Source organism: Dermacoccus barathri (genome assembly GCF_015070805.1).
GTDB classification, from domain to species: domain Bacteria; phylum Actinomycetota; class Actinomycetes; order Actinomycetales; family Dermatophilaceae; genus Dermacoccus; species Dermacoccus abyssi.
In genome coordinates, this window is the sequence record NZ_JADCTK010000008.1 from 13,536 (window position 1) to 27,506 (window position 13,971).

The 13,971-nt window shown below is 69.2% G+C and carries 13 protein-coding genes and 2 pseudogenes; 7 read left to right on the plus strand and 8 right to left on the minus strand.

Annotated features, from left to right (window positions below):
- Positions 1-60: 60 nt before the first annotated feature.
- Positions 61-624 carry an alkyl hydroperoxide reductase subunit C gene (gene ahpC, locus IM689_RS13410; protein ID WP_193644378.1) on the minus strand — a complete coding sequence of 188 codons (564 nt, stop codon included), beginning with the start codon at positions 622-624 and terminating at the stop codon, positions 61-63.
- A 186-nt stretch (positions 625-810) separates the two neighbouring features.
- On the opposite strand from ahpC, the gene IM689_RS13415 reads away from it, so the two are divergent.
- Positions 811-1,758 (plus strand): hypothetical protein, encoded by a 948-nt coding sequence (locus tag IM689_RS13415; RefSeq protein WP_193644379.1) that lies wholly within the window; start codon positions 811-813, stop codon positions 1,756-1,758.
- A gap of 54 nt (positions 1,759-1,812) precedes the next feature.
- Here the strand turns inward: IM689_RS13415 and IM689_RS13420 are convergent, their stop codons facing one another.
- Positions 1,813-2,736 carry a LysR family transcriptional regulator gene (locus IM689_RS13420; protein WP_193644380.1) on the minus strand — a complete coding sequence of 308 codons (924 nt, stop codon included), beginning with the start codon at positions 2,734-2,736 and terminating at the stop codon, positions 1,813-1,815.
- An 84-nt stretch (positions 2,737-2,820) separates the two neighbouring features.
- On the opposite strand from IM689_RS13420, the gene IM689_RS13425 reads away from it, so the two are divergent.
- The gene (locus IM689_RS13425; RefSeq protein ID WP_193644381.1) at positions 2,821-3,822 is read left to right on the plus strand and encodes a threonine ammonia-lyase; all 1,002 of its coding nucleotides are present in this window, start codon (positions 2,821-2,823) and stop codon (positions 3,820-3,822) included.
- A gap of 81 nt (positions 3,823-3,903) precedes the next feature.
- Positions 3,904-4,770 carry a serine hydrolase domain-containing protein gene (locus tag IM689_RS14790; protein ID WP_319803895.1) on the plus strand — a complete coding sequence of 289 codons (867 nt, stop codon included), beginning with the start codon at positions 3,904-3,906 and terminating at the stop codon, positions 4,768-4,770.
- A gap of 24 nt (positions 4,771-4,794) precedes the next feature.
- On the opposite strand, the gene IM689_RS14795 is transcribed toward IM689_RS14790, so the two are convergent.
- A complete protein-coding gene (locus IM689_RS14795) occupies positions 4,795-4,971 on the minus strand; it encodes a hypothetical protein (protein ID WP_227484866.1) in 177 nt (58 codons plus the stop codon).
- Positions 4,972-5,149: 178 nt separating this feature from the next.
- Positions 5,150-5,902: pseudogene (locus tag IM689_RS15170) on the minus strand (AsnC family transcriptional regulator); the annotation flags it as partial.
- Here IM689_RS15170 and IM689_RS13435 point away from each other — a divergent pair.
- Both IM689_RS13435 and IM689_RS13440 read left to right on the plus strand, forming a co-directional pair.
- Entirely contained in the window at positions 5,786-6,475 is a 690-nt protein-coding gene (locus tag IM689_RS13435) for an MFS transporter (RefSeq protein WP_406565504.1), read from the plus strand. The pseudogene IM689_RS15170 and the gene IM689_RS13435 sit on opposite strands and share 117 nt — an antisense overlap.
- A gap of 83 nt (positions 6,476-6,558) precedes the next feature.
- On the plus strand, positions 6,559-7,113 hold the full coding sequence (locus tag IM689_RS13440) for a GNAT family N-acetyltransferase (RefSeq protein ID WP_193644384.1): 555 nt from the start codon (positions 6,559-6,561) through the stop codon (positions 7,111-7,113).
- 78 nt (positions 7,114-7,191) lie between these two features.
- Here IM689_RS13440 and IM689_RS13445 read toward each other — a convergent pair whose 3' ends face one another.
- The gene (locus IM689_RS13445) at positions 7,192-8,133 is read right to left on the minus strand and encodes an ABC transporter permease (protein WP_193644385.1); all 942 of its coding nucleotides are present in this window, start codon (positions 8,131-8,133) and stop codon (positions 7,192-7,194) included.
- On the minus strand, positions 8,130-9,023 hold the full coding sequence (locus IM689_RS13450; protein WP_047310794.1) for an ABC transporter ATP-binding protein: 894 nt from the start codon (positions 9,021-9,023) through the stop codon (positions 8,130-8,132). The genes IM689_RS13445 and IM689_RS13450 overlap by 4 nt, the downstream gene beginning before the upstream one ends.
- Positions 9,024-9,218: 195 nt before the next feature.
- Here IM689_RS13450 and IM689_RS13455 point away from each other — a divergent pair, with 195 nt between their 5' ends.
- Positions 9,219-9,818, plus strand: a complete 600-nt coding sequence (locus tag IM689_RS13455; RefSeq protein WP_193644386.1) for a pentapeptide repeat-containing protein — start codon at positions 9,219-9,221, stop codon at positions 9,816-9,818.
- Positions 9,819-9,885: 67 nt separating this feature from the next.
- Here IM689_RS13455 and IM689_RS13460 read toward each other — a convergent pair.
- A pseudogene (locus tag IM689_RS13460) lies at positions 9,886-11,378 on the minus strand (CoA-acylating methylmalonate-semialdehyde dehydrogenase).
- A 128-nt stretch (positions 11,379-11,506) separates the two neighbouring features.
- Here IM689_RS13460 and recQ point away from each other — a divergent pair.
- Complete coding sequence (gene recQ / locus IM689_RS13465) at positions 11,507-13,384, plus strand: DNA helicase RecQ (protein ID WP_406565503.1); 1,878 nt, start codon at positions 11,507-11,509, stop codon at positions 13,382-13,384.
- 14 nt (positions 13,385-13,398) lie between these two features.
- Here recQ and IM689_RS13470 read toward each other — a convergent pair whose 3' ends face one another.
- Positions 13,399-13,896: a hypothetical protein gene (locus IM689_RS13470; protein WP_193644387.1), complete on the minus strand. Its 498-nt coding sequence runs from the start codon at positions 13,894-13,896 to the stop codon at positions 13,399-13,401.
- Between the last annotated feature and the right edge of the window lie 75 nt (positions 13,897-13,971).

Below are 13,971 nucleotides of genomic sequence, written 5' to 3' on the forward strand. Positions count from 1 at the left end.
CGAGGCTGAGAGCCCGAACTTGCGAGGGGTTCAGCCCCGCGGCTCCGCGAATCGCAGCGGTCAGATCTTGCCCACGAGGTCGAGCGAGGGGGCCAGCGTGTCTTCGCCCTCTTCCCACTTGGCGGGGCAGACCTCGCCCGGGTGGTTGCGGATGTACTGGGCGGCCTTGACCTTGCGGACGAGCTCGGCGGCGTTACGGCCGATGCCCTCGGAGGTGACCTCGGTGAACTGGATGACGCCGTCGGGGTCGACGAGGAAGGTGCCGCGGTTGGCGAGGCCCTCGTCTTCGCGCAGGATCTCGAAGTTGCGCGAGATCTGGAGCGTCGGGTCACCGATCATGGCGTAGTTGATCTTGCCGATCGTCTCGGACGAGCCGTGCCACGCCTTGTGCGTGAAGTGGGTGTCGGTGGAGACGGAGAAGACCTCGACGCCGAGCTTCTGCAGCTCGTCGTAGTAGTCGGCGAGGTCGCCGAGCTCGGTCGGGCAGACGAACGTGAAGTCGGCCGGGTAGAAGAAGTAGATGCTCCACTTGTCGGCGACGTCGGCCTCGGAGACCTCGACGAATTCGCCCTGCTTGAAAGCGGTGGCCTTGAACGGCTTGAGGGTCGTGTTGATCAGCGACACGTCGTGTGCTCCTTCGTGTTGGTTTCGGCGGCGGCGCCGCCCTTCCTAAACTGGAATGACTCCATATTAGCGAAGGTCGGGCGCCTGTCCAACGGATCCGAGCAAGAGAAGGAACCTCAGCGGCGTGAGTTACGTCATAGTCGTGAACAAGTCTGCAGTGCCCGAGCACTCTCGAGGAGTACGACGATGACGAAGCGCACGCTGATCGCAACGACCGCTCTCGCCGCCACAGCCCTCATGCTGTCGGCGTGCGGCCCCGATTCCGCGACGGGTGCCGGCTCGTCGACCACGACAAGCACCTCCAGCAGTGCGCAGGGTTCGACGCAGAAGAGTGACGCGGGCCAGCGTTCGGGAACGCAGGCGACCGCCTCGACGTCGACGAGCGCGAGCGGATCGAGCACGAACGACACGTCGTCCTCGACCCTCAACCTCGGCGTCGTCCAGGCCGCCAGCGACGGCCACCAGGTGCCGGGCATCGGTGACGTGCCGCAGCCGCGCGAGTTCGACCTGAGCACGAACAGTGGAGCCCCCCACTCCTTCCGCTCCGTGACGTGGAGCGGTTGGAACTCCCCCGTGGCTTACAGCGAGGGCAAGACGTCGAGCGGCACCAGCAGCGTGATGCGCGCCGTCAAGGGTGAGTGCGAGGGCAAGCCCGCCTACAGCACCCTCACGGTCGCCGACGCGACGGCTGACGGCGAGCTGTCACCCAACGCCTCGACGTACGACCTGTGCAAGCTGTCGAACGGGCCGACACCCGCGAAGCTCGCGCTGCCGAGCGGTAACACGATGACGCTCGGCACAGCCGGGCAGGAGGCCGCGGGCTACGGGGTCGGCGACGTCAAGCCCGCGAAGCTCGCCATCACGCAGCAGGGCGGTGCGCTCAAGGATCTCGTGTGGCAGGACTGGGGCACCACGGCCGCCACGGCCAAGGGCAAGGTGTGGGTCATCACGGGTAGCGAGTCCGAGGGCAAGTGGAGTGACGCCACGGTGACACTCACCGCGAAGAAGGTCGGAGGCCGCTACGTCTACGCCACGGCGATCGTCCACACTCCGTCCCAGGACGAAAACAACGGTGTCCGTTACGACCTGCTCGACGTGAGCAAGACGCCCACCACGCAGCCGATGGGCAACTGACGCTCGCCCGAGTCGACGGTCGCCACTGTCTGGCGTCCGCCGACTCAGGTGATTTCAGTACGCGAACGCGCCCTCGCGCATGAGCTCGAGGAGGGTCTGCACGACCTCCTCGACGGCGGCCGGGCGTGGCATCGCCCCGAACGTCGCCACCTGTAACTCACGGCCCGCCCCGCGCATCGGCTGCGTGGCGACACCCGCGTCACGGTGCGCGCGCAGGGCGAGGTCGGGAAGGAGCGTCACGCCGAATCCGGCTGCCACGAGTGCCTGGACGGCGACGACGTCGTCACTGGCGAAGTCGATGCGTGGGCTGACGCCGACCGACTCGCACAGATCGACGAGGCCGGTGCGGCAGCGCTCGCACCCGGCGACCCATCGTGCGTCCGCCAGTGCGCCAAGGGCGTCGGGTTCGACGCCGCCATCCTTCGTCTTCGTTCGCCCGACGACGGCCGCGTGCGCCGTGCCCTCGACGAGGTGCAACGCGTCCCACCCGAGGTGCTCGGTGACGACGTCGCCGCCGAACCCCTGCCCGGCGTAGGCGAAGGTGACGGCCAGGTCGACCTCGCCGGCTCGCAGCATGGCGGCGGCCTCGGGCGGTTCGGCCTCGACGAGGTCGACGTGCAGGCCGGGTGCGCTCTCGCGAAGGCGCACAAGCAGTTTCGGCACGATGACGCTGCAGGCCGACGGGAACGCGGCGAGCCGCACGTGGCCGGAAGCAAGGGTCGTCGCGGCGTCGAGTTCCAGCTCGGCACGGCGCAGAAGGGCAAGGATCTCGCGGCCTCGCTCGGCGAGGCGCACGCCGTCGGGCGTGAGGCGCACCCCGCGTCCGGCGCGCTGCACGAGCACGGCCCCGGTTTCTTCCTCAAGGCGACGAAGGTGGTGGGAGATCGTCGGCTGCCCGCAGCCGAGCGCCTCTGCCGCGGCACTCATCGTTCCCTCACGCTCGAGGGCGACGAGGGCTTCCAACCTGCGCAGGTCCATGGGTCCAGCGTATCGACGAGTTCGATGCTTTTGGGCAATCCGAACTATTGGACGAATGGGACAGTGGTCCGTGACGCTGAAGACATGACCATTGCGCCACCCACCGCCCCCGTCAGCTTCGACGGCGTGCTCGCTGCCGCCGAGGCCCTGCGCGCCCACCTCGAGGTGGCGCCGACCTGGCGCTACGAGGCGCTGTCGCGCGCCGTCGGGCGTGACATCGTCGTCAAGCACGAGAACATGCAGCCCACCGGTTCGTTCAAGGTGCGCGGCGGCCTGACGCTGGCCGCGCAACTCGATGCCGACGAGCGACGCGCCGGGCTCGTCACGTGCTCCACGGGAAACCACGCGCAGTCGATCGCTTTTGCCGCGCGCCTCGCCGGAACGCGTGCGGTCATCGTCATGCCGCACTGTGCCCCGAGCGTGAAGGTCGACGCGGTGCGCGCCCTCGGAGCCCAGGTCGTCCTCGAGGGCGAGCGGCTGCCGGACGCCTCCGCCCACGCCCGCGCGCTGGCGGCCGAAAGCGGGATGCGCTTCGTCGACCCGGGCAACGAGCCGGCCATGATCCACGGCCACGCCACCGTCTATCTCGAACTGCTCCAGGCCCACCCGGAGGTGGAGGAGATCCTCGTGCCGATCGGCAGCGGCTCGGGCGCGGCCGGAGCGTGCCTCGTGCGCGACGCGATCGCGCCGAACGTGCGCGTCGTCGGCGTTCAGGCCATGGGTGCGCCCGCCGCGCACGACTCGTGGGCCGGTGACGCCGAGGTCGCCCGACCCGCCGAGACGCGCGTGAGCGGGCTCGCGACCGGCTGCGGTTTCGCCACGCCGCAGAGCATCCTGCGTGGCGCGCGCGGCAGCGCCGGGAACGCTGGTCTCGCCGCCTTCGAACTCGTGACGGACGACGCCATCGACAATGCTGCCCACCTGCTCGCCGTGCACGCGCGCACCCTCGCCGAAGGCGCCGGTGCGGCATCGCTCGCCGGCCTGCTGGCGCGCGCCGCCGGGACGAACGTGGCCGGGACGGCGGGCGTCGTCATCACCGGCGGCAACGTCAGCGTCGACGAGTGGAAGCGCCTCGCCAACCGCTGACCCTCCGAGGCGAAAACCGGTGGACGCTCCCCTGCCCCGTCCGGCACAGTGCGTGACGTCGACGAGAGCCGGAGGACGCCCGTGAGCTTGACGGTCCGCGATCGCAGCATCGCCTACGAAGTACGCCGAGGTGGCGTGGTCACCGCCACCTGCGTCGGCGAACTGCAGCAACCGCCGACGTTGCTGGAATGGGGCTCGGTCACGAAGACGGTGACGGCACAGGTGGCCGCCCGGCTCGCGGAACGAGGCGAGCTCGATCTGGCAGCCCCCGTGACGACCTACCTGCCGGACGCCGAGCTACCGACATGGGTCGATGTCTCGTCCCTTATGTCCCACACATCGGGGTTGCCGCGCCTGCCTCAGGGTGTGCCCTTCGCAGCAGCCGACCCGTACGCACGCTTCACCACGACCTACTTCGACGAGCACGTGGTGCCAACGCTCGGAACGCTGCACGACGGCACGGTCGGCACGTGGAGGTACTCGAACCTCGGGTACGCAGTTCTCACACGTGTGGTGGAAAGAAGGACGGGGCAAGACTGGTCGGGGCTGGCGCGCGATCTCGTGCTGGACCCGCTGGGCCTCGACGAGACGACCACGTGGCACGACCCTGAGCGCATTGCGCGGCTACACACATGGACCGGAAAGGTGCGATCCACGTGGGTCGACACCGGCCCGTTCATCGGCGCAGGTGGGTTACTCAGCACGTTCGACGACCTGTGTCGCTACGCCCAACGCATCGCTGCGGCTCCCTGGACGGGCCACCGCCCCGTCGGCTGGATGCGGTCGAAGGACCTGTGGTGGCACAACGGGCACAACCGTGACCAGGGCGCACTCGTCGGCTTCGACGACGGCGGGGCCACCACGGTCGTCGTGCACACCCTGGGCCACCGATTCGGCACCGCGGACCACAAGGCGGCGGAGCTGATACGCGCTTCGAGCAGCCGCTGAGATCCTTCGAAGCTGCGCTCGGCCTCAGCCGCCGTACGAGCTCGAGCGCTTGAGCACGCGGCCCATCGTGACGATCTCCACCCCGACGACGCCGGGGTGCGCGAGGTGGGTGTCGACGAAGTCGAGCGTCGCGGCGCCGTCCGGCGTGACGACGTTCGCCACGAGTGACGTGCGCCCGCTCGTGGCCGCGACGAACCGCACGACACGCTGCGCGCAGAGCCTCCGAGACGTCGGCGATGTGGCCGGGCGTCACGGTGATCCACAGCATGACGTCGCCTGACCCGGTGAGCGCTTCGGGGTGGATGTCGGCCTCGAGGTAGAGCACCCCCTCGTCGAGGAGACGACGACGGCGACGCGACACGGTGCTCGCGTCGATGCCCACGCGTTCCGCGAGCGCCCCGTTGCTCATGCGCCCGTCGGCGGCGAGGGAGCGCAGGAGGGCGCGGTCGACGTCGTCGAGCGCGCGTGACGGACGATCGCTGGCCGGGCGCGAACCCCACACCCGTAGCAGTTCGATGGTCTGAACGTCGCGCACGCCCGGGCTTCGCATGCTCGCCGCCACGATCTGCTCGACACCCGATCGCGCACCCTGCTCGTTTGGCGCTGCAACCGCACCGCACAGCAGCCCCGTGCCGTTGCGGGGGAGACGCACCCACGAGGTGTGCACCTCGCGCGCCAACGCCTCCGCGAGACGGCGTGCGGCCTCGGGCTCGGCCTCGATGCGGATCATGCGCACGAGGCGCCCCTGGAAGCCCGGCAGGGTGCGCCCGCGCACCTGCACGGCGCCACCGTCGACGAGGCGACGCAGGCGTCGCGCGACGCTCCGGGCGCTCAGCGAGAGGTCGTCGGCGAGGTCGGCGAACGACGCGTCCGGCTCGGCGTCCAGGAGCGTGAGGAGGTGCCGGTCGACCGGGTCGAGACGAAGGCGCAACTCGCCGACTTCTCGCAGGGCGGCGCCTGGGGCTGGGGTGACGTCAAGACCCTGGTCGCCATCGTCGTCGGCGTCGTCGTCCTCGTGCTGTGGGCGAAGTTCGAGCTCGGCCACACCTCCCCGATTCGTCGACCTGCGCGTCTCCGGCACGAAGGCCCTGCTCTTCACCAACCTCGCGTCGATCGTCATAGGCATCATCATGTTCACGAATCTGCTCTCGACGACGATGACGCTGCAGGGCCCGCTTCCGAGAAGGACTTCGGCTGGGACGCCGCCTCGGCCGGTCTCGCGATGCTGCCCAACGCCGCCGCAATGTTCGCCGTCGCGCCGCTCACGGCCCGTCTCGGTGCACGGTTCGGTGCCCGCACGGTCCTCCAGATCGTTGCGATCGTCACCGGCCTCGGCTACCTCCTGCGCGCCGTCGCGTCGCCCAACCCGGCCATGGTCATCATCTGGGCGACCGTCATCGGCGTAGGTGTCGGTATCGGCTACGCCGCGCTGTCGATGCTCGTCGTCGAGCACGCCCCGCTGCGCGAGATGGGCTCGGCCAACGCCGTCAACGCCCTCATGCGCGCCATCGGCACCGCCGTCTCGAGCGCCGGTGTGGCCACGATCGCCGCGTCGATGTCCGTCATGGTCGGTGGCCGTACGGTGCCGAGCGCAGCCGCGCTCACGACGATGGCCTTCATCGGTGTGGGCTTGTCGGCCCTGACGTACGTGCTCGCCGCCGCAGCCCGCGACCGCAAGGACGCCACGGCTCAGCTGGCAGGATGACGGTGACGCTCGCCAGCGCTTCGACGCGCTGGCGAGCGCCCGTATCTGCACGCCTCCGCATCGCACGAACCGGAAGGAACCCCATGAGCGACCTTCAGCTCTCCACCCGCCCCGCGACGGAGGACGACTTCGGCTGGATGCTCGACCTGCTGGAGCGCAACCAGCGCGTCAACGTGCCGGAGGGCGAGCGGTCGAAGACAGGCTTCATCCAGGGCAGCTGGGCCGAGGAGCGGTTTCAGGAACGCATTGACGGCCCCGGCATGTGGGTTGTTGAGCTCGACGGCGAGCGCGCCGGAGTGGTGCTCAGCTCGGACGCCGCTGCCCACAGCGTCGGCCCTCCCGGACTCACCGTGGCCACGGCGCGTGAGGCGATGCCCGACGCTCGCTTCTTCCTCTACGGGCCGGCCGTCGTCGAGGCCGACCAGCGCGGGCGCGGAGTGCTCTCCGCCCTCGTCGATGCGCTGTTCACCGACGCCGCGAAGAACTACGACGAGGCCGTCGCGTTCGTCGAGCGCAGCAACTCGGTGTCGATGAGCGTGCACGAACGCCTCGGCTTCCGTGAGGTCGGCACGTTCGAGGTCGACGGCCGCGAGTACGTCACCTTCGCCCACCCCACGGGCGGGCTGCGCACCGCCTGACTCCCTGGGCCCCAACGACAGAAGCACCCCACCGCTCGGAGCGGTGGGGTGCTTCTTTGATGCGTCAGGCCCGAGGGATCAGGACGACTTCACCTCGCGCTTGTTGAGGCGGATGAATCCGATGACCATCGGAACCACGAGCCACAGCACGTGCGCGACGGCGAACTTCGCCCACCCTTCGTTCGACATCGTGCCGTTGTAGAGCGGCTGCGTCGTGAGGTTGAGGTCGATCCACTCACCGACCTTGCGCATCGTCTCGCCGAACGACGTCACGATGCTCACGAGAGTCGGGATGAACAGGTACGAGCAGATCGCGGCCGGGGTGTTCTGGAACGCCAGACCGAACGCGATACCGATCGAGACGGCGATGAGCTGCGCGAGCACGTTGCCGCCCACCGAGCCCCACGACATCGTCCAGTTGGCGTCGTGACCGAACGCCGCCTGGGCGATGAGCGTCGTCGCTGCACCGATCGCGAACGCAAAGATGATGGAGAGGGCGCCGAACAGCAGGCCCACGGCCCACTTGGCGAGGACGACACGGGAGCGTCGCGGCTCGAGCGTGAACGTGACGAGCGCCGTGCGCTGCGACCACTCACTCGTCACGGTGAGGATGCCCAGGATCGGCAGGAGGAAGCCCATCGGGATGCCTGCGGCGGCAACGAAGTTGCCGAACTCCGGCGACGTCCGACGCCCGTTCACCATCACGGCGACGGACGCGATGATGATGAGGACGCCCATGGCGATGAGGAGCCACTTGCCGGCGCGCGTGTCGATCATCTTGCGCATCTCGACGGCGAAGAGGCGCCCGAAGGAGACCGGGGACGTGCGTCCCTCGTCACCGAGTCGGCTTGGCAGGCGTGATTGGGTCGGAGCGCCGCTGCCCTGCTGGGGCGTGAACTGCGCGCCCTGAGGAGCCTGCTGGGGCACCTGCGCGCCCGGGCCGCCCGCCATAGCGGGCTGCTGCTGCGGCGGGTAGTGCGCTCCGCCCTGCGGCTGGTTCGGGTTCATGGGGGTGCTCATCGCGCAACCTCTCGGGAGTCGGCGGCGGTCAGGTTGAGGAACATCTCTTCGAGGCCGGAGCCGCCGGCCTGGCCGAGCTGGACGAGGACGATGCCGTTCGCGGCAGCGACCTTGCCCACCTCGATGGGTTCGGCCGGCGTGTGGATGCCGGTCTGCGTGCGCTGCACGGGAATGTTCGCGGCCTGCAGCGCGGAGGCGAGGGCAGCGTCGTCGGTGCTGTGGGCGTTGGTGCCCGCACCGCGCAGCAGCTCCTGCTTCGTGCCCTGACGCACGATGCGGCCGCGGCCGATCATGACGAGGTCGTCGGCGATCTGCTCGACCTCGTGGAGCAGGTGGCTCGACAGGAGCACGGTGCCGCCACGTTCGGCGTAGGAGCGCAGGAGGCCACGCATCCAGCGGATACCGGCCGGGTCGAGGCCGTTGGCCGGCTCGTCGAGGATGAGCACCTCGGGGTCACCGAGCAGCGCGTGCCCGATGCCGAGGCGCTGACGCATACCGAGCGAGTAGTCGCCCACGCGACGCTTCGCCTCCGGCGGCGTGAGGCCGACGACGTCGAGAATTTCGTCGACGCGGTCGGTGCCGAGGCCCATCGTCTTGGCACCGAGCGTGAGCACCTCACGGCCGGTGCGTCCGGCGTGCTGAGCACTCGCGTCGAGAAGGACACCGACGTGGCGTCCCGGGTTCGTCAGTTCGTCGTACTTCTTTCCCAGGATGGTGGCGTGGCCGCTCGTGGGCGGCGTCAGCCCCGTCATCATGCGCATGCACGTCGACTTACCGGCACCGTTCGGGCCGAGGAAGCCGGTGACTCGGCCCGGCTCGGCCTTGAAGGTGACGTTGTCGACGGCCACGGTTCCCCCGTAGCTCTTGGTCAACGCCTCTACTGTGATCATGCTCCAAACCCTAAGCGCCTGACGCTGCGTGAGCCCTGAGGGACATCCCCCAATTTCGACCCTCCGCCGAAAATTCATCCTCAGGGTGGACACGGCGTCATCCTTAGGGTGGACCCGCGACGGCGCTCGACGATCTTTGAGTACGAGAGTGACTCCCCCGTCACGCTCATACCCAAAGACGAAACAATGTTTCGCATGGTCGACTCCTCGCTCACCGAGAACGAACGCTTCGTCGAAGTGGACTTCTACGACACCGATCTCGACGGCCGACGCTTCATCTCCTGCCGCTTCAACGGCTGCGACTTCACGGAGAAGACGATGGCCGCCACGGTGTTCGAAGGGTGCGCGTTCTTCAACTGTCGGTTCAACGACGCGCAGCTCGAGCAGGTCGCGTTCACCGGGTGCACGTTGAGCGACTGCGGGTTCTTCATGGCGACGCTCGCCGGGTGCAAGCTCTCGGGTTCGACGTTCGCCGACTGCTCGTGGACCCACGCCGTCGTCCGCGGTGGGCAGTGGCCGATGGTGACGATGCGCCAGGCGAAGCTCGACGGGCTCGACCTGTCGGACGTGCGCTTGGCCGAGGCCGATCTCAGCGAGTCGTCACTCAAGCGCGTCGTCTTCGACGACGCCGACCTCACCGGCGCGACGCTGCGCGGCAGCGACCTGCGCGAGGCGGACCTGCGCGGCGCGAGGGTCGACAGCGTCAACCTCGCAGGGGCCCGCTTCGCCAGCACACGGATGGACGTCGACGGGGCGCTGGCCGTCGCAGTGGCGCAGGGCATCGTCATCGGTTGAGAGACGACGCCCTGGACACACGTCGTCGCACGAGCGGACGTGCCACCCGTGCGACGACAGTGCTCACTCAGTGCGTCGGGAAGCCCAGGTCGACCTGGCTCTCGGTCGGCTCCGGCCAGCGCGACGTGACGACCTTGCGGCGCGTGTAGAAGTTGAACGCCTCGGGGCCGTACATGTGTGTGTCGCCGAAGAGCGACTTCTTCCAGCCGCCGAAGCTGAACGAGCCGACCGGCACGGGGATGGGCACGTTGACGCCCACCATGCCCACCTCGATGGCGTACTCGAACTCACGCGCGCTCTTGCCGTCACGCGTGAAGATGGCGACGCCGTTGGCGAACTGGTTGTCGTTGACGAGCTTCACGGCCTCCTCGAAGGTGTCGACGCGCACGACCGACAGCACGGGCCCGAAGATCTCCTCGTCGTAGACCTTGATCCCGGGCCGCACGTTGTCGACGAGGCTCGTGCCGATGAAGAAGCCGTCGCCGTCGAAGGTCTTCTCGCGGCCGTCGACGACGACCGTGGCCCCCTCACCGGCGGCGCCCTCGACGTAGGAGGCGACGCGGTCACGCGCCTCGGCGGTGATGAGGGGCCCATTTCCGAGGCTTCGTCGGTGCCGTCGCCGATGGTGAGCTTCTTCATGCGCTCGGCGATCTTCTCGACGAGCGGGTCGGCCACCTCGCCGACGGCGACGAGGACGGAGACCGCCATGCAGCGCTCGCCCGCGGAGCCGTACGCGGCGGAGACGGCGGCGTCAGCGGCGCCGTCGAGTTCGGCGTCGGGCATGACGACCATGTGGTTCTTCGCGCCGCCGAGTGCCTGAACCCGCTTGCCCTTGCCCGCTGCTCGCTCGTAGATGTACTGGGCGATGGGGGTGGAGCCGACGAAGGAGACGGCCGCGACGTCGTCGTGGTCGAGGATGCCGTCGACGGCTTCCTTGTCACCGTTGACGACGTTGAACACGCCGTCGGGAAGACCGGCTTCGCTGAACGCCTCGGCTAGCCAGAGGGCCGCTGAGGGGTCGCGCTCGCTCGGCTTGAGGATGACGGTGTTGCCGGCGGCTATCGCCGTCGTCACCATCCACAGCGGCACCATGGCGGGGAAGTTGAAGGGCGTGATGCACGCGACGACGCCGACGGGCTGGCGCACGGAGTGAACGTCGACGCCGGTCGAGATCTGCTCGGAGTAGTCGCCCTTGAGGTGGTGCATGAGGCCGGCGCAGAACTCGACGTTCTCGAGGCCGCGCGTCACCTCGCCGGCGGCGTCGGAGACGACCTTGCCGTGCTCACTCGTGATGATGCGGGCGAGTTCGTCGCTGCGCGCGGTGATGATCTCGCGGAGCTTGAACATGACGGCGGTGCGCTTCGTCAGGCCCGTGTCGCGCCAGCCGGGCAGCGCGGCGCGGGCGGCCGCGACGGCCGTGTCGAGTTCGCCGGGCGACGCGAGCGCCACCCGTCCGGTGACCTGGCCGGTGGCGGGGTTGAAAACGTCGCCCTCGCGACCCGATTTCCCTGCGACCCGTGCTCCGTTGATCCAGTGCCCGATCTGCGTGACGTCTGCCATGTGAGCGCTCCTTCCTCGTTGTTTCGACCCTATGACGGGGCAGTGCGGGCGCGGGGCGCGCGCAGCGACCGAAATCCGCGTCGTCCGGGCGTCAGCGCGCCGAGGGGCTCCCCCGTAGGCTGGCCGCGATGTCCCACCAGAGCGAGCCCGACGCCATGCCTGCCGCGAACACCCCTCCTGCTGCACCAAGCGCTGCCCGCGAGGTGCTGCAACGCGTGTGGGGGTACGACGACTTCCGCGGTGATCAGGCGGCCGTCGTCGACGAGCTCATCGCCGGGCGCGACGCTCTCGTTCTCATGCCGACCGGTGGCGGCAAATCGCTGTGCTACCAGGTGCCTTCGCTCGTGCGGGAGGGGACGGGCGTCGTCATCTCGCCGCTCATCGCGCTCATGGCCGACCAGGTGGACGCCCTCTCGGCCCTCGGCGTGCGCGCCGGCTTCCTCAACTCGACGCAGCTGCCCAACGAGCGGGCGGCCACCGAGCAGGCCCTCCTCGCGGGCGAGCTCGACCTGCTCTATCTCGCGCCCGAGCGACTCCTCGTGCCCGAGACGCAGCGGCTGCTCGACAACGCGCGCATCGCCCTGTTCGCCATCGACGAGGCGCACTGCGTGTCGCAGTGGGGCCACGACTTCCGGCCCGATTACCTGCGGCTGTCGATGCTGCACGAGCGCTGGCCCGGCGTGCCGCGCGTCGCTCTCACCGCCACGGCCACCGACGCCACGCGCCGCGAGATCGCGACCCGCCTCGAGCTCGAGAGCGCACGGCACTTCGTTGCCGACTTCGACCGGCCGAACATCACCTACCGGATCGTCGCGAAGGACTCGCCGCAGCAGCAGCTCCTCGCATTCCTGCGGGCCGAGCACGCGGGAGATTCCGGCATCGTTTACTGCCTCTCGCGGGCGTCGGTAGAGAAAACGGCGGCGTTCCTCGAGGGCAAGGGCATCCCGGCCCTGCCGTACCACGCGGGCCTCGACCGTCAGGTACGTGCAGCTAATCAGTCGCGCTTCCTGCGCGAGGACGGCCTCGTCATGGTGGCGACGATCGCCTTCGGCATGGGGATCGACAAGCCCGACGTGCGGTTCGTGGCCCACCTCGACCTGCCGAAGTCGGTGGAGGGCTACTACCAGGAGACGGGGCGCGCGGGTCGTGACGGCCAGCCGTCGACGGCGTGGCTCACGTACGGGCTCGCCGATGTCGTTCAGCAGCGCAAAATGATCGCGGCGAGTGACGGCGACGCCGCGCACCAGCGCAACCTGGGGCGCCACCTCGACGCAATGCTGGCGCTCTGCGAGACCGTCACCTGCCGACGCGAGCAGTTGCTCGCCTACTTCGGGCAGCCGGACACCGGCCCGTGTGGCAACTGCGACACCTGCCTCGAACCGCCGAAGACGTGGGACGGCACTATTCCGGCACAGAAGCTGCTGTCGACGGTCGTCAGGCTCGACCGACGCGGGCAGCGTTACGGCTCAGGCCATCTCATCGACATCCTGCTCGGGCGCGAGACAGAGCGTGTGGTGAAGCTCGGCCACACCGACCTCACGACGTTCGGCATCGGCACCGAACTCGACGAGCGTGGGTGGCGCGGCGTCGTCCGGCAACTGCTGGCGGCGGGTCTGCTCGACGTCGAGGGCGACTACGGGATGCTCGGGCTGACGGAGGCGTCGGGCACGGTGCTGCGCGGGGAGCGTCAGGTCGCGATGCGCACGGAGCCGGAGCGACGCAAGACGCGATCGAGCTCCGGTGGTGGCAAGAGCGCCAAGGCCGCAGCCGATCTGACGGGCCCCGAGGCGGAACTGTTCGAGCAACTGCGCGCGTGGCGCGCCGCCACGGCGAAGGAGCAGGGCGTGCCCGCGTACGTGGTGTTCCACGACGCCACGCTGCGGGGGATCGCGACAGCGGCTCCGACGACGATCGACGAACTCGGACGGCTCAGCGGCGTGGGAGCCGCAAAGCTCGACCGCTACGGCCCGGGCGTGCTCGCGACGGTGGCATCCGCAGGAGGATGACGGACGCTTACGACTCAGGCCTGCGCTGCTGTTTTCGCAGCCTCCCAGCTCCCGAAATGCTGACGGACGGCCGCGCCGCTCGGGCGTTTCGCACTTTCGGACGAGCGCGCCTTCGCCCACACGATGTACTGCGCGAACGAGTCCGACGTCACGGATCGGTTGTCGCCATCCGCTGCAGCGTCAAGGAATTCGGCGACAGCGGAACGGTAGTCGTCGTCGCTGAACGAGCCGGTTCCACGGGTTCGGCCCGAGTTCGTCGTGAGGCCGAGGCTCGTCATGGCCGTACTCCACGAGCCGTTGCCCAGGCGCTTCATGAGGGTCTGCGATGTCGGCGGCCAGATCGCAACCCCCGGTTTCGCGACGATGCGCTTCCCTGCGAGGTAGTCGGCCCGAGCCGAGTCGTACTGCGCGGCCGACAGCGAACGCTCCCCCGGCGTCGGCGACTGCCCGACGGCGCGCTCGTGAAGGAGGCGATAAGCCGCCTCGGGGGTCTCGTCACCGTCTGCATTCACCGTGCCATTGTGCGCCGCCCGCCCGCGATGCAGAGCGATTCGCCCCGCACGACCGCGGCCGCCCGCAACCCCACC

Coding starts and splice junctions, on each gene's coding strand:
- IM689_RS13450 (WP_047310794.1), bottom strand. CDS start 9,023: ATGATCACAGTAGAGGCGTTGACCAAGAGCTACGGGGGAACCGTGGCC.
- IM689_RS13420 (WP_193644380.1), bottom strand. CDS start 2,736: ATGGACCTGCGCAGGTTGGAAGCCCTCGTCGCCCTCGAGCGTGAGGGA.
- IM689_RS13440 (WP_193644384.1), top strand. CDS start 6,559: ATGAGCGACCTTCAGCTCTCCACCCGCCCCGCGACGGAGGACGACTTC.
- IM689_RS13455 (WP_193644386.1), top strand. CDS start 9,219: ATGGTCGACTCCTCGCTCACCGAGAACGAACGCTTCGTCGAAGTGGAC.
- IM689_RS13445 (WP_193644385.1), bottom strand. CDS start 8,133: ATGAGCACCCCCATGAACCCGAACCAGCCGCAGGGCGGAGCGCACTAC.
- recQ (WP_406565503.1), top strand. CDS start 11,507: ATGTCCCACCAGAGCGAGCCCGACGCCATGCCTGCCGCGAACACCCCT.
- IM689_RS13415 (WP_193644379.1), top strand. CDS start 811: ATGACGAAGCGCACGCTGATCGCAACGACCGCTCTCGCCGCCACAGCC.
- IM689_RS13425 (WP_193644381.1), top strand. CDS start 2,821: ATGACCATTGCGCCACCCACCGCCCCCGTCAGCTTCGACGGCGTGCTC.